The sequence below is a fragment of the Salisediminibacterium beveridgei genome, from assembly GCF_001721685.1.
Lineage (GTDB): Bacteria > Bacillota > Bacilli > Bacillales > Salisediminibacteriaceae > Salisediminibacterium > Salisediminibacterium beveridgei.
The window spans coordinates 1,130,754-1,151,691 of sequence record NZ_CP012502.1 but is presented as its reverse complement, the minus strand read 5'-3'; the positions used below and the strand labels follow the sequence as shown (position 1 = coordinate 1,151,691).

17 protein-coding genes are annotated in these 20,938 nt (G+C 45.9%); 1 reads left to right on the top strand and 16 read right to left on the bottom strand.

All coding sequences use genetic code 11. The annotated features are described in order from the left end of the window. Positions 1 to 29 precede the first annotated feature (29 nt). From BBEV_RS05215 to BBEV_RS05205, 3 genes are read right to left on the bottom strand one after another with little or no spacing between them, the layout of a single operon-like run. Positions 30 to 731, bottom strand: a complete 702-nt coding sequence (locus tag BBEV_RS05215) for a P-II family nitrogen regulator (RefSeq protein ID WP_232318263.1) — start codon at positions 729 to 731, stop codon at positions 30 to 32. Further along, positions 728 to 1,465 (bottom strand): DUF1538 domain-containing protein, encoded by a 738-nt coding sequence (locus BBEV_RS05210; RefSeq protein WP_069364505.1) that lies wholly within the window; start codon positions 1,463 to 1,465, stop codon positions 728 to 730. Before BBEV_RS05210 ends, BBEV_RS05215 begins: the two co-directional genes overlap by 4 nt. Next, positions 1,462 to 2,154: a DUF1538 domain-containing protein gene (locus BBEV_RS05205; protein WP_069364504.1), complete on the bottom strand. Its 693-nt coding sequence runs from the start codon at positions 2,152 to 2,154 to the stop codon at positions 1,462 to 1,464. Before BBEV_RS05205 ends, BBEV_RS05210 begins: the two co-directional genes overlap by 4 nt. A 129-nt stretch (positions 2,155 to 2,283) precedes the next feature. Between BBEV_RS05205 and BBEV_RS05200 the strand changes: the two genes are divergently transcribed. Further along, on the top strand, positions 2,284 to 3,837 hold the full coding sequence (locus tag BBEV_RS05200; RefSeq protein ID WP_069364503.1) for a peptide chain release factor 3: 1,554 nt from the start codon (positions 2,284 to 2,286) through the stop codon (positions 3,835 to 3,837). A gap of 324 nt (positions 3,838 to 4,161) precedes the next feature. Here BBEV_RS05200 and BBEV_RS17120 read toward each other — a convergent pair whose 3' ends face one another. The 13 genes from BBEV_RS17120 to BBEV_RS05140 all read right to left on the bottom strand — a co-directional run bounded on the left by BBEV_RS17120 (position 4,162) and on the right by BBEV_RS05140 (position 20,938). After that, positions 4,162 to 4,338: an aspartyl-phosphate phosphatase Spo0E family protein gene (locus BBEV_RS17120; RefSeq protein ID WP_084007233.1), complete on the bottom strand. Its 177-nt coding sequence runs from the start codon at positions 4,336 to 4,338 to the stop codon at positions 4,162 to 4,164. A 158-nt stretch (positions 4,339 to 4,496) separates the two neighbouring features. After that, positions 4,497 to 6,230 (bottom strand): phospho-sugar mutase, encoded by a 1,734-nt coding sequence (locus BBEV_RS05195; RefSeq protein ID WP_069364502.1) that lies wholly within the window; start codon positions 6,228 to 6,230, stop codon positions 4,497 to 4,499. A 76-nt stretch (positions 6,231 to 6,306) separates the two neighbouring features. Further along, positions 6,307 to 7,971 carry a glycerol-3-phosphate dehydrogenase/oxidase gene (locus BBEV_RS05190; protein WP_069364501.1) on the bottom strand — a complete coding sequence of 555 codons (1,665 nt, stop codon included), beginning with the start codon at positions 7,969 to 7,971 and terminating at the stop codon, positions 6,307 to 6,309. Between the two features lie 288 nt (positions 7,972 to 8,259). Continuing rightward, entirely contained in the window at positions 8,260 to 9,780 is a 1,521-nt protein-coding gene (gene glpK, locus BBEV_RS05185; RefSeq protein WP_069364500.1) for a glycerol kinase GlpK, read from the bottom strand. A 95-nt stretch (positions 9,781 to 9,875) separates the two neighbouring features. Continuing rightward, positions 9,876 to 10,727 (bottom strand): MIP/aquaporin family protein, encoded by an 852-nt coding sequence (locus BBEV_RS05180; protein ID WP_069364499.1) that lies wholly within the window; start codon positions 10,725 to 10,727, stop codon positions 9,876 to 9,878. A 237-nt stretch (positions 10,728 to 10,964) separates the two neighbouring features. Further along, positions 10,965 to 11,510, bottom strand: a complete 546-nt coding sequence (locus BBEV_RS05175) for a glycerol-3-phosphate responsive antiterminator (protein WP_069364498.1) — start codon at positions 11,508 to 11,510, stop codon at positions 10,965 to 10,967. A 139-nt stretch (positions 11,511 to 11,649) separates the two neighbouring features. Next, entirely contained in the window at positions 11,650 to 13,185 is a 1,536-nt protein-coding gene (locus BBEV_RS05170; protein WP_069364497.1) for a bifunctional GNAT family N-acetyltransferase/carbon-nitrogen hydrolase family protein, read from the bottom strand. A 200-nt stretch (positions 13,186 to 13,385) separates the two neighbouring features. After that, a complete protein-coding gene (locus BBEV_RS05165) occupies positions 13,386 to 14,066 on the bottom strand; it encodes a hypothetical protein (RefSeq protein ID WP_069364496.1) in 681 nt (226 codons plus the stop codon). 135 nt (positions 14,067 to 14,201) lie between these two features. Next, a complete protein-coding gene (locus tag BBEV_RS05160; RefSeq protein WP_069364495.1) occupies positions 14,202 to 17,684 on the bottom strand; it encodes an efflux RND transporter permease subunit in 3,483 nt (1,160 codons plus the stop codon). Beyond that, complete coding sequence (locus BBEV_RS05155; RefSeq protein ID WP_069364494.1) at positions 17,681 to 18,127, bottom strand: MarR family winged helix-turn-helix transcriptional regulator; 447 nt, start codon at positions 18,125 to 18,127, stop codon at positions 17,681 to 17,683. Before BBEV_RS05155 ends, BBEV_RS05160 begins: the two co-directional genes overlap by 4 nt. Before the next feature lie 410 nt (positions 18,128 to 18,537). Beyond that, positions 18,538 to 18,798: a hypothetical protein gene (locus tag BBEV_RS05150; RefSeq protein WP_069364493.1), complete on the bottom strand. Its 261-nt coding sequence runs from the start codon at positions 18,796 to 18,798 to the stop codon at positions 18,538 to 18,540. A 17-nt stretch (positions 18,799 to 18,815) separates the two neighbouring features. Continuing rightward, positions 18,816 to 20,240, bottom strand: coding sequence for a sensor histidine kinase (locus BBEV_RS05145; protein WP_069364492.1), 1,425 nt, complete (start codon positions 20,238 to 20,240; stop codon positions 18,816 to 18,818). Further along, a complete protein-coding gene (locus BBEV_RS05140) occupies positions 20,237 to 20,938 on the bottom strand; it encodes a response regulator transcription factor (protein WP_069364491.1) in 702 nt (233 codons plus the stop codon). The genes BBEV_RS05145 and BBEV_RS05140 overlap by 4 nt, the downstream gene beginning before the upstream one ends.

Sequence of the window (20,938 nt, the reverse complement as noted above, 5' to 3'; positions counted from 1 at the left end):
ATTTAATTTTGGCGGCAAGCCTGGTTTCTTTATATTTTGCTTAAATGAGGCATACCGATCGTCTCTTCCACCGGAAGAACAAAACCGATGCCTTTTCCAGGCTCATCGATATGAACCTCCCGTTCAATGGCTTGTAAAACGTCTTTTGTGATGTCCCTTTTAACAATAGTAAGGACGATTTCCTTTTCGGGTTCAATGTTAATCGAGAGCAATTTTGCTTTTTCGTGAATGCCGCTGCCCCTGCCGTTAATCACCGTCCCGCCTTCAGCTCCGCCACGCTTGGATGCATCAATGACTTCACCGGCATCTCCTTTATTGACGATGGTAATAATCAGATCAAAGCCGTCGTGCTTTAAGTTATCAGTCAAAATGTCCAACGCCCCTTTCTCGATCTCTTCATAATCCATATGCGCCATGCCAATGGTTTTTAAAATATCCAAAACGAATCCAATGCCACGGCCTTTTTTATTGAGTTTCACAATACTGTTGATTTCGTCTATGACATCAGGCAAAAGATCTTCCGGAACGATGTTGAACACAATATCTTTTTCATAGAGCGTATCGATCGAGAATACTTTTTTCTTTTCATGGACACCTATGCCCGTCCCAAGCATAATGGTTCCGCCATCACAGCCTGCTTTTTTGGCTGCTTTCATCACTTTTTTTGCCTGATCACGTTTGACGATGGTGACAAGCAATTTGTGGTCTTTTCGAATGTGTTGAAACATCATGAGGTCATCCGCTCCTTTGTCCGGTAGATCATCCCTAATACCAATACAGCCAGAATCGGTGTCAAAGCCACTAAAGCAATCATCCCGAATCCATCAAGCAATGGATCTCTCCCTTCTGTTACTGAAGCTACACCAACGGCAATGGCCATGATAAAGGTTACCGTCATGGGCCCTGTCGCTACACCACCTGAGTCAAAGGCAATCGCGACAAACCGGGGGCTTGAAACAAAAACAAGGATCAAAGCCAGTATATAGCCTGGCAGGATAAAGTACAATAGCGGGATGCCCAGTACGATTCTGATCATGGAAAGAGAGATCGCGACACCGACACCGATCGAGAGCGTAATCAGCATCACATTCCTTGAAATCGAACCGGCAGTGACTTTTTCCACCTCATAATTCAGAACCCGGATGGCCGGTTCTGCAAATGTAGCAACGAAACCGAATAAAAAACCCAATGCCGGCAAAAGGATGATGGTATTCTCTTTCTCTCCCAGTATTTCACCAATCGCTTCGCCTGCAGGAAAGAAGCCAACCTCAACGCCTTGCAGAAAGAACAAAAGTCCGAAAAAGGTGAAGACGATGCCTATTAAAATGTCTTTGATTTTTTTCCATTCCAGTTTCAAAAAGATCAGCTGGAAGATGAAAAAAAAGATAATCAAGGGTACAATGGCCATTGTAACCTCTGCAAGTACATGATCAAACCCTTCGAATAACATCGCAACGTGGCTCATCCGTAAATCACTCCCAACAACATAACAGCAAAAATAGGGCCGATGGAAGCCAATGCAACCAAACCGAAACTGTCACTTGTAGATGATTTTCCGCGGAGAACAGATGCCACACCAACACCCAAGGCAAGGATAAACGGAACGGTCATCGGACCCGTGGTCACACCACCAGCATCAAATGAAATTGGTATGAAATTTGGCGGCACCTGCGTCATCAGCAGGATAACCAGACCATAACTCACAACCAAAATATATTTCAGTGGAATATTAAACAGCGTCCTCGCCATCGCTACCGCGACGAAAAACCCGACGCCGAGTGCTACCGAATAGACAAGAACGGTGTTGGAGATATCGCCTCCTGATACATCGTCAATCTGCGAAGCCAAAACCCGTACGTCGGGTTCGGCGATAGTCACAACGACGCCCAGAATAAATCCAATGCCAATGACAAGACTCCATTTTCCCGTCTTCGGTAACGTCGAACCGATCATTTCACCTACCGGAAGGAGCCCAATTTGTACCCCTACAAGAAATAAAAATAAACCGAAGCCTACCATAACAACACCTGCAATAAAACGGAAGAAAAGCTCCGGAGGAAGTCCAATAACCGTATACTGTAGTATAATAATCAAAGCAGCCATCGGAAAAATTGCCATAGCCACTTCTTTGAATTGTTCCCAAATTCTCTCCATACGTTTCACCTCTTCAACCAATTACCCTGATATAACTGAAACAAAACGACTATTCATAGACCTCGAAATGCGTTATAATTGACTGTCGACAGTAACATTCGAATTGTGTGAAAAGAAAGGATTTTAAACATGACAATTTCTACTGCTGCACCCCGACGTACTTTTGCGATTATCTCCCACCCGGATGCGGGAAAGACCACACTGACTGAGAAACTCCTGCTTCTTGGAGGGAGTATTCGATCTGCAGGGACTGTAAAAGGAAAAAAATCAGGTAAATTCGCCACATCTGACTGGATGGAAATCGAGAAGCAACGCGGTATATCCGTGACCTCCAGTGTGATGCAGCTCGTTTATAATGATGTACAAGTCAATATTCTTGATACTCCTGGTCACCAGGATTTCAGTGAAGATACCTACCGGACTCTGACCGCTGTAGATACCGCAGTCATGGTGATCGACAGCGTTAAAGGGATCGAAGCACAAACCTTAAAACTGTTCAAAGTCTGCCGGATGCGTGGTATTCCGATTCTGACATTCATCAACAAACTTGACCGTGAAGGGAAGGAACCCCTCGACCTCTTGTCGGAAATTGAAGAGACCCTTGAGATGGAAACTTTCCCGATGAACTGGCCGATCGGAACAGGGAAACGCCTGAAAGGCATTTATGATTTACAGAACGAAACGATTGAGACGTTTACAGATAGTCATAGTAACCGCCAGATCATCCCGTTAAAAGATGCCGATAATCTGCAGGATCATGAGCGGGAGAATCTCGAGGAAGAAATCATGCTGCTTGACGAAGCAGGAAATGATTTTTCACAAGAGAAGATCCAGAACGGTACGATGACCCCGGTCTTTTTCGGAAGTGCCTTGGCAAATTTCGGCGTACAGTCCTTTCTGGATGCCTTCGTCAACCTTGCTTCCAAACCGAAACCACGGAAAGCTTCCGGTCAGATGATCAACCCTGAACAGGATCAGTTCTCCGGTTTCATTTTCAAAATCCAGGCGAATATGAATCCGAATCATCGGGACCGGATCGCCTTTTTGCGCGTTTGTTCAGGGGAATTTGAACGGGGTATGGAAATTATCTTATCGAGATCCGGGAAAAAAATGAAGCTCAGTCAGAGTCACTCCTTCTTCGCGTCTGATCGCGAGACCGTTAACACCGCAAGGCCTGGTGACATCGTTGGGATCTATGATTCCGGCAACTTCCAGGTTGGAGATACACTGATCGGTGGCGGAGAGCGAATTCAATATGAAGAAATGCCTCAGTTCCCACCTGAGAAATTTGCCAAAGTGACTGCGAAAAATGCGATGAAACATAAACAGTATCATAAAGGCATTGAACAACTGGTTCAAGAAGGAACCATCCAGCTCTATAAAACCCCGTATTTCGAGGACTACATTCTCGGTGCTGTCGGTGAACTGCAGTTCCAGGTATTCGACTACCGTATGAAAAACGAGTACAACGTCGATATTGAATTAAATCATATGACACATGAACTGGCGCGATGGGTCACCAAAGGGGATGTCTCTGATATCGTCAGCGACAGCCGTAAAATGCTCGTTGAAGATCAGCAAAAGCGTCCGGTTATCTTGTTTGAAAACGAGTTTGCCATGCGCTGGTTCCAGGATAAAAATCCAGGTTTCGAACTCTCATCCGGCTGGGAAATTCTCGAGTAACAATCGAACGACTCTATAGTAAAGCCAGCGTCTCTAATGAGGCGCTGGCTTTTTTCAAAAAAGACCAGAATCCGGGTGATTCCGGATTCTGGTTATGATTTCACTACTGTTTGATCGTCCGCTGGAATGCGGACTTTTTTGATCTTCCCTGTTCCCTGACAGCGGTCGCAAGTTACTTTCTTGAGCTTGAACAGCACTTTCTTTTCAACTTTACCCCGTCCGTGGCAAACCTTGCAGACATAGTATATCGCCATCAGTCACCGCACCCCATTCTTTTTTATGAAGTTGGTACACTTTACCCGATGTATTGTATCCTAAACCCGATTATTGTGGAGAGCAGGAACCTTCCTGTATCCGGTACATATGCAAATACTGATTGATCAGCACGTCGAGTTCCTGACTGTACCTGATCGCTTTTTCAGAACTGATCCCATCATGCAAAACAGTCTGGACCATAATGAATCGTTTATCTTCGATCTCTTTTAATAAACGACTATTCATATTGCGTACACTTCCCTTTGTGCGTTCGTCTGACGTCTAATATTCCCAAATAGGGTAAACAGATTATATCACGTTTCCAATGAGGTGCCAATTGTTGAATGCCACAAAAAAAGATAAGAACACAAAAAATTCTTGTGTTCTTATCCTGATTCATCGTCTTATACTTCTTCCGCTTTAGCAATCAGCGTCGCTTTGACTTCCGCGAGCCTGGCAGTTGATTCTTCATGAGAATCACCGTTCACTCCGACATAGAATTTGATCTTCGGTTCAGTCCCGGATGGTCTGAGACAATACCAGGAACCATCGGAGAGAAACATCTTCAAAACATTCGAAGCGGGTAAATCAATGGCTGTTTCTGCACCCGTTAAAACATCTTTTCGTTTCCCTGTCTTATAGTCTTCAACAGCTACAACGTCCTGATCAATGTTGCCAGTAGCCACATTCTGTCTGAATGTATCCATGATCTTGTTGATTTTCTCAGAGCCTTCTTTTCCTTTGAAGGTATAGCTGATCAGATCTTCATAGTAGTACCCGTATGTTTTGTACATCTCAAGCAATGCATCGTAAAGCGTCATACCCTTCTTCTTATAATAAGCAGCCATTTCAGCGGCAAGAAGACCAGGCTGGATTGCATCTTTATCCCGGGCGAATGGTTCAATCAGATAACCATAGCTTTCTTCATATCCGAACAAGAAAGTGTGTTCACCCGTCTGTTCGTATTGACGGATCTTCTCACCGATGAATTTAAAGCCCGTCAGGACATCCAGAGAATTCATCCCGAAGCTCTCAGCAATCTTGCGACCCAATTCAGAAGTGACGATCGTTTTGATCACCATGCCGTTTTCTGGTAACCGATTCTGTTCTTTTCGCTTCCTTAACAGGTAATCGAGTAACAGACCGCCGGTTTGATTACCATTGAAGACCTGGTAATCCCCGGCATGATTCTTCACCGCAAGCCCGATCCGGTCTGCATCGGGATCCGTAGCGATTAACAGGTCCGCATTGACTTCTTCCCCGAGTTGAATCGCCAACTCGAAAGCACTGTGTTCCTCAGGATTTGGCGATTTCACCGTAGAGAATTCTGTATCCGGTTCTGCCTGAGCCTTTACGGAGTGAATGTTTGTAAATCCGGCCATATCAAATGCCTGCATCATCGGCTTCTGTGCAGTGCCGTGCAGTGGCGTAAAGACGATTGAGAGGTTCTTTCCCATTTCATCAATGAGTGCCTGATCCATGATCACCGCCTTCATTTCCTGCAGATAGGCCTCATCCACATCATCAAGTACCCATTGCATCAAACCTTGAGACAGGAGTTCATTCTGATCTCCAGTTTCGACGCTCAATTCATCTTCCACAGCATTGACATACCCGATGAGCTGATCGGCATCAGCCGGAACCATCTGGCAGCCATCTTCTCCGTATGCCTTAAAACCGTTGTATTCCGGCGGATTGTGACTTGCTGTAATCATTGCCCCTGCATATGTGTTAAGATGCCGGACAGCAAAAGATAACATGGGTGTAGGACGCAATTCATAGAAGACATAAGCCTTCACCCCGTTTGCACCCAGTGTTTCTGCCGCTTCAACGGCAAATTCCTTGGACATTCTACGGTTGTCATACGCAATCACAACACCGCGTTTCTTAGCTTCTTCCCCCTTGGAACTGACATAGTCCGCCAGCCCTTTCGCTGCTTTACGCATCGTGTAAACATTCATCCGGTTCGTACCTGGTCCGATTTCCCCGCGGATTCCACCTGTGCCGAACTCCAATGTCTTATAAAAATGATCTTCTAGGGCCTTTTCATCTCCCTTCAGTCCATCAAGCTGTTTCTTCACCTTATCATCGAGATGTCTGAACTGATCCCAACGCTCATACTCCTGGTGCCATGTCATTGATATACTCCTCCTTTATAAACATAAATCTCCCTCCATTATCCGTTAAGACATGAAGGGAGTAAAGTTTTTTCTCTTAATTTGCTTCCCGCGTCTCAACAGGATTCGCAGCGTAATAAATCTCTTCCTCAAGGTATTGTTTATGAGTCTCTACTTGTTTCTCAGTCCAGCCGAATCGGGTTTTCATATACTGCATCACACCATCTTTCCACTGATTTACATAATCAATATCAAAGAACAGCGCACTGGTTCTCCGGTTGAAGAAATCAATCGGCGCAACCACCATTTCTTCTTCTATGCCGTAGATCAAGGCAGCAAACACGTCTCTCGGAAGACCATAGTTTTCTCCTTCATCCCCAGTCGTTTCCATGATTTCGTAAACACGGTCAACGTTGGAACCATACAGATGTGCCAACCGGTTTGCGACAGCTTCAGATAACCCGAGTTTCTTACCCGCTTCGGTTTTCTCAGCGATGAAAGCATCCAGCTGAGCGGATCCGCCGACTTCCCCACCGGAAAGAACGATCTTATCGGTACGGCACTTCGTTTTAATGCCCTGCTGTTTCGCTACAATATCGATAATCCGCTCAGCCATTTTCCTGTAACCGGTCAATTTCCCACCGGCAATGGAAAGCAGTCCGCTTTCAGATTCGAATGTTTCATCTTTTCGCGAGATCTCAGAGGCACTCTTACCTTCCTCATAGATCAGTGGTCTGAGCCCCGTCCAGCTTGATTCAGCATCTGCCCGTGTCAGGCGAAGATTCGGAAACATGTAATTGGCTGCGTTAATGACATAGTCCAAATCTTCTTCCGTCATTCTCGGATGAGCGATTTCTTCGTTGTAGTAGGTATCCGTTGTCCCTACATAGGTCTTATTGCCTCTTGGAATAGCGAAGATCATCCGCCCGTCATCTTCTGTATCAAAATACACCGCTTGTTTCAGCGGGAATCTGGACTTGTCGAATACGATATGAATGCCTTTTGTGAGATACAGGTATTTCCCGGTTTTTGATCCGTCCTGTTCCCGTAATTCATCAACCCATGGACCTGCGGCATTCACGACCTTTTTCGCTTTGATTTCATAAGATTCTCCAGATTCAAGGTCTTTCACCACTGCACCTTTCACTTTCCCCTGTTCATAAATCAATCGTTCAGCTTTTGTATAATTTGTGGCCAGAGCACCCCGCTCCACTGCCGCTTTCACAGTTTCAAGTGTCAGACGGGCATCATCAGTTTTGTATTCCACATAGACCCCGCCGCCTTTCAGCTTATCTGTTCTGAGAAGTGGCTCACGCTGCATGGTTTCGTCTTTACTGAGCATCTTTCGCCGTTCTTTGCGACGAACGCCTGCTAACAGATCGTAGACTCTCAGTCCAACTGAGGTCGCCGTCTTTCCGAAAGTACCGCCTTTAATGATCGGCAGCATCATCCATTCAGGATTCGTGACATGCGGGGCATTTTCATACACAATTGCCCGTTCCTTCCCGGTTTCGGATACCACTTTGAAATCCAGCTGCTTCAAATACCTGAGTCCCCCATGAACCAGTTTTGTTGAACGGCTTGATGTCCCTGCAGCGAAATCCTGCATTTCAACGAGTCCTGTATGCAGACCCCTATCGACAGCATCAAGCGCGATACCTGCTCCGGTGATGCCTCCTCCGATTACAAGAATATCCAGCTCTTCATTCGCCATTTGTTCCAAATACCCCTTACGTTGCAATGCACTGAATGGTTTAACCATATCCTAACAACCTCCTAAATTAATACTATCACTATAACTACCCCATGATGATTTGGATCATATTTGTCGTTCTTGTTGACGGTCAACGTCCTTTTTTGGTGAATGCATAGCCTCGTTTTGACTTGACCACCAACAACAACCACAGCTTTTCAACTTAATGGAAAAAAAGAGACGACACAGAGGCAGATTACCCCAGAGGGAAAATCATACATGTTGTCGTCTCTCAGCATCTCAGACAGAATATGAACTTAACGACAGCATATCATATCAAGCTGTTTGGTGAAAATGTTACGCTTTTTGTTTGATCGTTTTCTTCGGTTTGAACGCCATTGTTGCTTCCACTGCGGTCTTCCATCCCGCATAGAGGTCTTCTCTGGTATCCTCATCCATAACCGGCTCAAAGGTTTTGTCAATCGCCCACTGCTCCGCGATCTCACTCTTATCCTGCCAGAATCCAACCGCAAGACCAGCAAGATATGCTGCACCCAGTGCCGTTGTTTCCTGAACGACAGGACGCTCAACCGGTACATTCAGGATATCACTTTGAAACTGCATCAGGAAGTTGTTTGCTACAGCACCGCCATCAACACGCAGTTTCTTCAAGTCAATCCCCGAATCGGCATTCATTGCACCCAGCACGTCCGCTGTCTGGTATGCAAGTGATTCAAGCGTGGCCCGGATAAATTGTTCTTTCTCAGTCCCCCTTGTAATGCCGAACATCGCCCCACGAACATCACTGTCCCAATACGGTGTGCCCAAACCTACAAATGCAGGAACGAGATAAACCCCATCATTGGATTCAATCCGTGCAGCATACTCCTCTGTATCTGATGCTGTCTTGATCATACGGAGTCCGTCACGGAGCCACTGCACCGCTGAACCTGCTACGAAGATACTGCCTTCGAGTGCGTATTCCACTTTGCCATCAATGCCCCAGGCAATGGTCGTCAAAAGACCGTGATCGGATTTGACCGCTTCTTCCCCTGTGTTCATGAGCATAAAGCACCCTGTACCGTAGGTGTTCTTCGCCATACCTACTTCGAAACAAGCCTGTCCGAATAAAGCTGACTGCTGATCCCCTGCCGCTCCGGCGATCGGCACTTCTTCACCGAAGAAATGATAATCAATCGTTTTCGCATACTCTTCAGATGAAGGACGAACTTCAGGAAGCATGGATTTCGGCACGCCCAGGATATCGAGCAGTTCATCATCCCACTTCAGTTCATGGATGTTGTACATTAACGTCCGGGATGCATTGGAATAGTCTGTCACGTGTGCACGTCCACCGGAAAGCTTCCAGATCAGCCACGTGTCGATGGTTCCGAACATCAACTCTCCGTTATCGGCTTTTTCACGCGCACCTTCAACATTATCAAGGAGCCATTTCACTTTCGTTCCGGAGAAATAAGCATCAATCAACAGTCCGGTCTTGTCTCTGAACTTGTCATTGAGACCCTGACTGCGCAGTTCCTGACAAATCTCATCCGTTTGACGGGATTGCCAGACAAGTGCGTTATAAATCGGTTTTCCGGTTGCTCTCTCCCAAACGACGGTAGTCTCTCGCTGATTTGTAATCCCGATGGATGCGATCTCTTTTGGAGAGACGTCCTGATTGGCCAGAACTTCTGCGATGACACCCAAAATCGATGACCAGATTTCGTTGGCGTTATGCTCTACCCAGCTTGGCTTCGGAAAGTACTGAGTGAACTCCCGCTGAGCCACATCGACGATCTTACCTGCTTTGTTGAAGAGAATGGCTCTTGAACTGGTTGTTCCCTGGTCTAATGCCAATACGAATTTCTTTTCCATGAATATCTTCCTCCTTGAGAATAGATCTTTCTGTAAATATTTTAACAGGAACGTGAAGGCCTCTGCTTTATCATGGTGCAAAAGCCTGTTGTTCCTTAGTTCGCCCGTTCTTCAGGGTTGTGCTGAATCTCTTCACCTTGTTTGATTTCTTCAGCTACGTTCTTTTTTTGCATTTGCATCGATGCAAACAATACGACAAAGAATGCTGCGATAAACACCCATAGTAGTAGCGGCGGGTTGCCTTGATAGAGTGCGACGTAAAGCGTTGAACCAAGTCCACCGCCAATGATTGGACCGACAACCGGAATCCAGGAATAACCCCAGTCGGAGCTGCCCTTCCCTGCAATCGGCAGTAATGCGTGTGCAATTCGCGGTCCCAGGTCACGGGCCGGGTTAATTGCATACCCTGTCGTTCCACCGAGTGACATACCAATCACAACAATAAGAAGACCGACAATTAAAGGATTTAAACCCGCTGAAAATTCGTTCCCGCCGAGAAACATGATGCCGAATAAAAGGACGAAAGTGCCGAGTACCTCGCTGAAATAGTTCTGTGGTGTGTGCTTAATCGCAGGACCTGTAGAGAACACGGCCAGTTTTGCACCTTGGTCCTGTGTTTCTTTCCAGTGCGGATAGTAGTGAAAGAAAACCAACACCCCACCGGTAAATGCTCCCGCAATTTGTGCCAGGACGTATCCTGGAACGTCAGCCCAGGCGAAATCTCCGATTGCTGCCAAGCCAACGGTAACCGCCGGATTAATGTGACCGCCACTGATATCGCCAATTGCGTATACCGCCATGGCAACCCCAAGACCCCACGCAAATGTGATCACAATCCAGCCGCCTGCTTCTGACTTCGTACCTTTCAACACAACGCCTGCTACAACGCCTCCACCAAAGATGATGAGAAGCATCGTACCTATAAACTCTGCTAAAACTGGTGACATGTTTATTTCCCCCTCAAGAAATAATGTGTGTGGGCACAAAAAAAACCAACGAAAAGCTACCCCTGGCCATGGTCCAGGGTTTGCTTTTCGTTGGTCTCATCGTCTCCACGAAAACTAATTAACTTAAGACTCATTTAACCATCGATTGTAAGCGTTGTCAACAGAATAATCAAAAAAATAGTAAAGTTTTTTTCAAATCTAAGGAAAACAACTGGTACAAAAGGATTGTTCAACATTTCACAACCACAAACTTTTATTCGACGTCGTGACAGCACTCGCACCTGCATTCAGTGACGCTCTTGCTTCGAGTTCGGTACGAATCAGTCCACCTGCAATGATCGTTGATCCGGTTTTTTCTTTAATTTCTGAGATAATGTGCGGCATAATGCCCGGCAGTACCTCGATGCAATCCGGTTGAATGCTTTCATACATTTGAAAACTGGATTCAAGTGCCAGTGAGTCGAGCAGAAACATCCGCTGTACTGTCAAAAGCCCCGCTTTTTTTGCTGTATGAAGAATACTCTTCCTGGTTGAAACAATGCCAAATGGTTTAATGTCTCGGCAAAGAAATTGCGCGGCATATTCGTCCGTCTTTAAACCCTGAACCAGATCCGCATGAAGCAGCACTTTTTTATCGTGAGACTTCAACATTTTCATGAGACTTTTCAACTGCCCGATATGTGTATTTAACAGTACGATATGTTCATAGTCTGTCTCGACTACCTTGTCGAGGTCTTTCAGATCACGAATGGCAGGCAGTATCTCTGTCTTAAATGGATTCATTCCTATTCCCCCCTGATGTGATTAAGTATAACTCATTTCAGCCTGAAATGCCTGATTTATCGGTAAGTCAACCACAGCACGTTGCCGCTATCCTTGTGCAGCAAAAAAGCCCTCCAATTTGGAGAGCTTTTTCACTTTATCAGCATCTGTGCTGAATCGTATAGAGATCCTTTCGACGGTCCTTCCACTGTGTCACATTGCCTGATTTTCGTGATCGACGTAACAGCTCGAGGTCGACGTCGCCAACGAGAACGGTTTCGATATTCGGACTCGTTTCGCCGACAATACCATCCCGGGCAAAGGTAAAATCAGAAGGTGTGAAGATTCCGGACTGGGCATACTGAATATCCATGTTTTCAACGTGGGTCATATTACCTACTGTCCCGGTGATCACCGTATACACCTGATTCTCAACGGCACGGGCCTGTGCACAGTACTTGACGCGTAAATACCCTTGACGATCATCCGTACAGAATGGGGATATGATGATATTCGCACCTTTTTCTGTCGCAATTCGTGCCATCTCAGGGAATTCAATATCATAACAGATCTGAATCGAAATTTTGCCGCAGTCTGTATCAAATACTTCCACTTTGTCACCACCGCGAATACCCCAGAACTTCTTTTCATTCGGTGTGATATGAACCTTATACTGCTTTTCAATCGTCCCGTCGCGTCTGAACAGGTAAGCAATATTATAAATCTCACCATCTTCTTCAACGAAGTGGGAACCTCCCACAATATTGACATTATACTTAATGGCAAGTTCCGTGAACAGATTGATGTAATCCTCAGTGAAATCCGTTAACCGGCGGATCGCCTGACTCGGGCTCTTCTCCTCAATAAAGGACAACAGCTGGGTTGTAAAAATTTCCGGAAATACGACAAAATCCGATTCGTAGCTTGCACCGACGTCTGCATAATATTCACACTGCTGCGCGAAATCATCAAAGGAATCAATCTTTTTCATCATATACTGAATCGCACAAATCCGGACCGGAAAAGCCGTTTTAAAATGCCGCTTTGTCGTCGGACGGTAATCGACATTGTTCCACTCCATTAATGTCGCATAGGACATCGATGCCTTATCATCGGTCAAATATCTGGCATTTATCCGTTTCAGCGTGAAACCGTTCATGACCTGAAACGTCAGGACCGGATCATAAATGTGATGATTCATGACCGCATCGACGTATTCCCGAGGTGTCATCTCATCGCTGTACTTGCGGAAATTCGGAATTCTTCCTCCAATGATGATGCTTTTCAGATTCAGTTCCCGGGCAAGTTCTTTTCTGGCTTCGTACAGCCGGTTTCCAATTTTCATACGACGGTAATCAGGGTGAACCGCTACCTCAATGCCATACATATTGTAACCTTCCGGGTCATGGTTGGTAATGTAGCCTTCGTCCGTGATTTCATCCCAGGTATGCTGGTCATCATACTCATCAAAATTAATCAACAGACTCGAACAGGTTCCGATAATCTCCCCTTCTACTTCCACACAGAACTGCCCTTCAGGAAACACTTCCAAGTGGCTGAGAAGATGCTGTTTGGTCCAAGGGTCCATATTGGGGAAACATTGGCTTGATAAAGCGATAATATCGTCGATATCATCGTGGCGGATATTACGCACAATGATTTTTTTCTCAAATTTGGACATGTCTAAAAAACTCATGCTGCAGACCTCCTTTACATGCTCTGTACACTTTGTTCAATCTACCTTATAGACCAGACAAAATCAAACATCTTGACGCACTTGTACATTCGATTTGAAAAAAACAGACTATCTATATCCACGTGAGCGAGGAATAGAAATAGTCTGGTGAATGTTTCTCTCTATTTTTCGTCAATGCGTGTTATTCATTTGGCACATTGCTATTGATATGCAATATGATCTAGCAGCCATTCATTATTATCCCCATGGATGAATTCCAAATTTACTGTGGTATTCCTGAAAAATGATTCGTCATCCACGGAATAAAGACCGTAAACCACTTGAACGGATTCATTTTCGCGATCATAGTCCACTTCCATTTGTCTCATCGATTGAAATGAATCAATTTGCAAGTAGTGAAAAGAACGCGTCATATCTTCGTCCGTTTCAATCACCAAAAGATTACGGTCGCCATCGGGTTCAATCTGGTCTGTCGTGACCGTATCAAGCAGCACATGATCCCTGTCGTGCATGGCCATAAAAACCTTGCGTGTCATTTCATCAATCGTCAAACGGACTTCCTGATAACGGGTGACGTACTGCTCCGTCTCGAGGGTCTGTTGCCGATACGTGAGAAGATCCTCTCGCAAATCCGCATTCTCTTCCTCTAATTCGGCAACTTCATCTCGCAGGTTGTCGTTTATGATTGTTTTCTCTTCCAACTGGTCAACCAGTTTTTCATTTGTTGAGATTAATGTATCCAAATCCTCTTCATTTAATGCTTCGTCATTGAGATTGAGAGAGGCTTCCTCTTCATTGACCGTATTTTGACAGGCTGTCAAAAGAATCGCAACAATGAAAATGAATCCGAATCCCCACGATCCGCGAGTCAGTGTGCCCATTCGATTGCTCCTTTTTCGTATATCATGTTCATAGTCTACCACTTATTCAGAAACAGCAAAAGAGATTTCTCCCACCTTGGAATGCGGCCATGTAAAAGAGGAGCCCGTATTTGGACTCCTCCTTTACATGGTGTGCTAGTCTTTATCTCGCTTATTGCGTTTTTCCTGTTGTTGCAATTCTTCAATTAACCGTGCCATGTCTTCTTTCGTAACGTCCTTATCGGAGTGACGAACCCTTCTTGGCGGCAGTTTATCAGTAACCTCTTCCGAGTACATAAACGTATCCGATTCAGGTTGACGATCTGCTCCTGCCACATCCGGATCCTTGCGATTTGTATCGTCAAACCAGGTTTCCGAAAGATGTTCTTCTTTTTGCGGTGCGCCGGACACCGGCCGGTAAAAGTCAGTGAAATCCCTGGCAGACTGTTGAGACGGGATCTCTTCTTCCTTCACTTGAGGGTAGGAACTGAAATGTCTTCTTCCTTGTCCTTGTTCTTCCGAATACGACTCCTCCAACAGATAGGCTGGAACAACCTGTCCATCAGGTGTCATGAACTTCCGGTTCAGAAAACGTGTTTCCTTGTCCATAAAGCTGTACAAAACAGGGATCAGGAACAGCGTCAGGAACGTTGCACTGATCATCCCCCCGATCACTGTGATCGCCATCGGCTGTTGGATCTCACTGCCCTCACCAAATCCAAGTGCCAGCGGAATCAAAGCCAGGATCGTTGTGGATGCTGTCATGAGTATCGGTCTGGCACGATCCTTCACGCCTGTCACAATCGCCTCCATGCTGCGCATGCCTTCTTCCTTGCGCTGGTTGATGTAGTCCACCAGCACAATCGCATTGTTTACGACAATCCCAACCAGCACGATCAGTCCAATGATCGCTGTGACACTGATGGGTGTGCGTGTCACGGTCAACGCGATCGCGACCCCGATCACAACAAGCGGTACACTGAACATAATCACAAGCGGATAGCGCAACGATTCAAATTGTGCCGCCATCACGAGGTAGACAAACAGCACGGCAAGAATCAGCGCAAACGTTAAATCAGATATCGCATCCTCGAGGAGTTGCTGGTCTCCAGTGTACGAGATGGACGTCTCATCAGGTAAGCCATACTCATCCACTGTGTTCTGGACCAATTCGTTGATTTCGTTCAACGTATTGCCGGAGGAAAACGTCAGTGTGAATTGCACGGATTCTTCCAGGTTGGTCCGGTTGATTGTTTCCGGCGCATCCCCTTCCTCAAAGTCCGCCAATTCAGACAAGTTGACAAAATCACCGTCCCCCGTCTGAATCCTGAGATTCTCCAATGCTTCCACGGTATCAGTGTAGCCATCGTCGTAACGCACATATACTTCAAGAACCTGATTTTCTTCAGTCACGACCTGGGTCGCCATCTCTCCTCTTGTCATGGTATCGACAGTGGAAGCAATCTGCGCAGGTGAAAGTCCTGCATCACGAGCAGCCTCATCATCAATCTGAAGTTGCAATTCCACAATGGTTTCTTCGAGTGAATTTGTGACTTCATTGAACTCACTCATGTCCTCAAATTCCGCAAATAAATCTTCTGCCACTTCCTCTAATTGAAGTGGATTCGCATCGTTTAAATCAAACGAGAACGTATTCGGATCTGCACCAAACGATGCATCCATCGAAATGGAAACTTCACCATCCGGCACAGCACGCTCCACATCCCGGCGAATTTCGTCAGTGAAATCCATGGTCGAGATCGTCCGGTCCTCGAGCGGCACCATCGTGACATAAATAACAGCCTCATTCGAACTGCCTCCTGTGCCGGCATTTGGCCCTTGTTCACCACTCGATCCGGTCACGGACGTATAATGCCTGACATCCGCTTCTCCGTCAAGGATCTCCTCGATTTCCTCAATATCCTCGAACGTCGTTTCCAGTGGTGTGCCCGATTCATTCTCGATATCAATCTGGAAAAACCCTTCATCGGTAGCAGGCAAGAATTGAACGCCAACCGTTGTAATTCCAAAAACGCCCGCCCCAAGTAAACCTAAAGTAATAAACAGGATGGCAAACCTATGCCTGAGCGACCATCTTGCCGAACGGTCAAACGTCTGTACAAAATTCGATCGAGCCCGTTTTTTCTCCATGTCTTCTTTCGGCGTTTTGAGCCATTTGCTCGCAAGCATCGGCACAACCGTCAGGGCAACGAGTAGTGAAGCCAATAAACTGAACGCAACGGTCAATGCAAATTCCCTGAACAGGTTCCCGATAATACCCGCGATAAACACAACGGGCAAAAACACAGAAACGGTTGTCAGTGTCGAAGCCGTAATCGCTGTCGCTACTTCACTTGCGCCATCCAGGGCAGCTGTTTTGGCATCTTTTTTCATATTCAAGTGCCGGTAGATATTTTCAATTACGACGATCGAGTTATCCACCAGCATCCCGATTCCGAGTGCCAGTCCCCCGAGGGTCATAATATTCAAAGAGAAATCCGTGAAATACAGGAGCACAAACGTCACAATCACGGAAAATGGTATGGCAATTCCAATCAACAGTGGCGTTTTGAAATTTCTAAGGAACAGGAACAAGACAATCATCGCAATGACCCCACCTGCAACAAGTGCCAATGCCACGTTCGCGATCGCATCATCAACATATTCGCCCTGATTGAAAAGCACTGCCTGGTCGAGATCCTCGTACTTCGATTCTTCGAGCAGTTCATTCAACCGCTCGGTAAAGTCACGGGCCACATTCGCCGTATTGGCATCCGACTGCTGCTGGACATTCATCAGGATCGCATCTTCCTGATTGGTTCTGGTAATTGTGTCAATCGGTTCAGGATTAATCCCGACAGATGCCACATCCGCGACTGTCACATCGTCCCCGCTCTCAGGATCAGCAGTCAAAACGATGTTTTCCACGTCCTCCACATCATGGAGCTGAAACAAAATTCTCGTTGAAATTTCCGAACCATTATTGGAAACCACCCCGCCAGGAGCTGTAACATTATGGCTTTGCAGCGTTTGAATCACCGCATTCTGAGTCAGGCCGTTCTCCTCTAAATCATCCTGATCGAGACGGATATCAATCTGATCCATCGCATCCCCGAGAAGATCGATATTGGCAATCCCGTCGATCTTCAAGAGCTCATTCTCCAAATCGACCACGAGATCACTGAAATTCTCATCGTCTTCATTGATCGTGGACAAGGAGAGCTGGATGATCGGAATTTGAGACGGATCAAACTTCAGAAACTGCGGATTCCCCGCACCACTTGGTAAAGGAGTCTGGTTCATCTGCTGAGTGATGTCATTTTCAATATCATCAATGGAGGTCGTCCATGAGAATTCCATGAGCACCAGCGATGAGCCCTCAGACGAAACCGAACTGATGTTATTCAGCCCTTGAATCGTCGAGAGACTATTCTCCATGGGGGTCGTCACCCGGTCCACCACTTCCTCCGGTCCTGCCTGATCGTAGCTTGTGACAACCACTGCGATCGGAGGATCAATATCCGGAATCAGCTTCAGCGGTATATTCGTCAAGGACACAAACCCCAACAATATAAATAATGTCATCGACACCAGTGTAAATACCGGACGCCGTATGGAAAAGCCGATAATATTTCTCATGACTGACTCCCTCTCTTCTCGTCTTGAATAATATCTGATAAATTCCCCATGATCCGGTCAAGTTCCTCAAGATCCTGCCGTTTCAATTTTTTTAAATATTTAGAAACGATAGCGGTTCGTTTATCATTCATCTCTTTCGTCAGCTCTTTCCCTTTTTCGCCTGCTTTCAGTACCGAATTTCTCCGGTTTTCAGGATCAATTTCCCGATGGATGATATCCATTGCTTCAAGTTTGGACACCATTTGACTGACCGCACTGGCTGAAATGTTAATGATGCGCGCCAGATCCTTCACTTGAGTAACTTCCTTTTGTGTGACCAGATACAACAGCAATTGCTGGTTGGATGTGAGCGTATGATCCACTTCACAACCGAATTCCTGGTTAAACATCAGTACGATATCAAAAACGCGTTCTTCAATCGTCTGTATAAGGTTTTCCTTCATCCTATTTCCGCCCTCCGGATTGTTTAGATAATTAACAGTTAACTTTCTAAATCATAAAGGAATTGATTTTTGAAGTCAAAAAAACCGACTTTAGCAGCCGGTTTTTTTACATATTAGCTTTGTTAAAGCTTGTTGTTGATCGGAGGATGGAAAGAGGGGCAGCCCGCGACGCCCAAAGGATAAGCACAGTCCGAACATCCACATTCATAAAGCGAATGTGAGTTGAGGGCGAGCCGTTCACTTCGAGCAGATGATGCTCAGGTGCCTGTGGTGCAAGCGTTCGCCCTGAGTGTTGGTAATCAACACGAAACGATAACAGAGCTTTTATGGCAGATCTTTCACCCTCGGTGAATGACAGAGGGATCTACAGGTTTTCCCCAACCGTTTCTGGCAAACTGTCCGGGATTTCTTCAGACGATAAATGCCAATACCATGAAAAACAGTCCGAGCGAACCAAGTTGAACCGTCGCTGTTTTCACGCTCTTTTTATAACTGCGCCATACGAGAAGATAAGCCCCGAACATGACCGTCATAAAGATGATCCCATCGAGTAATGGATGGATCACCATATAATAAGTGGATACTTCCTGATAAATCGTAAAATTCACTAACAGGGCCAAAATCCATCCGCCCAATACACCAAGGCCAATCCACATCAACAGTTTTTGCATGACACACTGCCTCCTTTTTACGCAAAATCATCTTCAAAGCACGGGATCGTCACGACTGCTGTCGTTCCCTCTCCCGGTTCGGATTCAAAGGTCAAAACACCCTCATGCTTCTTCACAATTTCATTCACAATCGTCAGTCCGAGTCCTGTTCCACCAAGCGACTTGGAGCGGGAACGTTCCACCCGGTAAAAGCGTTCCGTCAATCTGTTCAGTGTTTCTTTCGGCATCCCTTGTCCATAGTCTCGCACCTTCAACAAGGCAGAGCTCCCGGACTGTTCAAGCGAGACATCAACAATGCCACCATCTTTTCCATATCTGATCGCATTTTCAATCAAATTACTGACCACTTGTTCCAGGCGGCTCTCATCTCCTTCGATAATAATACCATAATCAAGGGATGTATTCACGGCCATCTCGTCATGTTTTGCAATCAAGTCCATTCGTTCGCATACGTCTTCAACAAGTTGGGCAAGCGGAATCGGTGTTTTCTCAACCGGGTACGTATCGCCCTCCAAACGGGCAAGATCGAGAAGGTCATGAATCAGTTTTTCCATCCGGTTCCCCTCTGCCTGGATTTTTTCGATATGACGCTCATCGAGTTCTTCCCCGTTCCGGTGTTTTTCCAGGAGAACCTCAGAGTATCCTTTCAGGTAACTTAGTGGCGTTCGGAGTTCATGAGATACATTCCCGAGAAATTCCTGCTTCTGCTTATCGGCCGCATCCAGAGAATCCGTCATCTGATTAAATGCTTCTGCCAGTTGCCCGATTTCATCATTGGTCGCAACCTGAACCTTTTCGGAAAAATCACCTTGTCCCCATTTTTTTGAAGCCGTTATCATGTGTCTGATCGGATCGATGACATAACTTGTTACTTTATTCAGGACAAATACAATCACGACGAACGCCAGCCCCATGGCAACGAATAAAATGCCACGCAAGGAATCAAAAGGGGAAAATGCTGCATCCACCGGTGTGGAAATGGTAATAATGGCTTCCATATCCTCTTCAGCCGAATCCATCAACGGCATCGTGATAATGAGGTGGTCCTTGTCGATGCCTTCCCTTGTAAAACGGAGGGTTCCTCCTGCCGTCAATGTCGTCAGTTCGTCATCTGTCAACGCATATTCATCCTCTTCAAGCGGAATCGATCGGGAAATTCGCCCATTAAACCCGTCTTCCTCGATTTCATTGATGGCGATACTTGCCACCGCACAGCGGGACATAAATTCTGCCAGGTCATAAAAATACTCAAATTGCGCTTCGGTTTCTGCCTGATAATATACCTCAGCCAGATTGTTTCCCCTGCCTTCGAGCTGATCACCCTGGTTTGTTAAATAAAAGGATTCGTAGAGATAATTCGTCAAAAACACAACCGAGATGAGTGAAGTTGCTGTAAATAAAATGATGAACACCCATGTTTTCAGCCTGAGACTGATTTTCATCGCTTGTCACCATATTCGAGAACATAACCAACACCATAAACCGTACGGAAATAATCCCCGCTTTGCCCCATTTTATAACGCATTGTCTTCATATGTGTATCAACGGTTCTGTGGCCACCCGCTGTATAGTTCACACCCCAGACATGATCGAGGAGTTGCTCACGGTTAAAGACCTGATCCGGGTGAGTCATAAAATGAACCAGCAAATCAAATTCTTTTCTCGTTAAAGAAACGGGTTTTCCATCAGTAAATACTTTTCGGGAACCGAGGTTGACTTTGATATCCTGAAATTGCAATTCCTCCGATTCCTCTTCTTCTTTGAAACCATAACTTCTGCGAAGCTGAGCTTCAATTCTCGCAACCAGCTCTTTCGGGCTGAACGGTTTCACGATGTAATCATCTGCCCCGCTTTTCAGTCCTTCGATCCGGTCATTCTCATCAGACTTTGCCGTGACCATAATCACCGGGATGTTCCGACGCGTTCTCAGTTCCTTCAAAGCTTCCATCCCATCCATTTCCGGCATCATGACGTCGAGCAATACGAGATCCACTTTCCTGTTGTTGACGACCTCGAGCATTTCTTTCCCGTTGAATGCCTGAACAGCATGGTACCCTTCCTCTGCAATATACTCCGAAAGGAAATTCACCATATCTATCTCATCATCCGCGATTAAAATCGTGTATTTCTGATTCTCCAT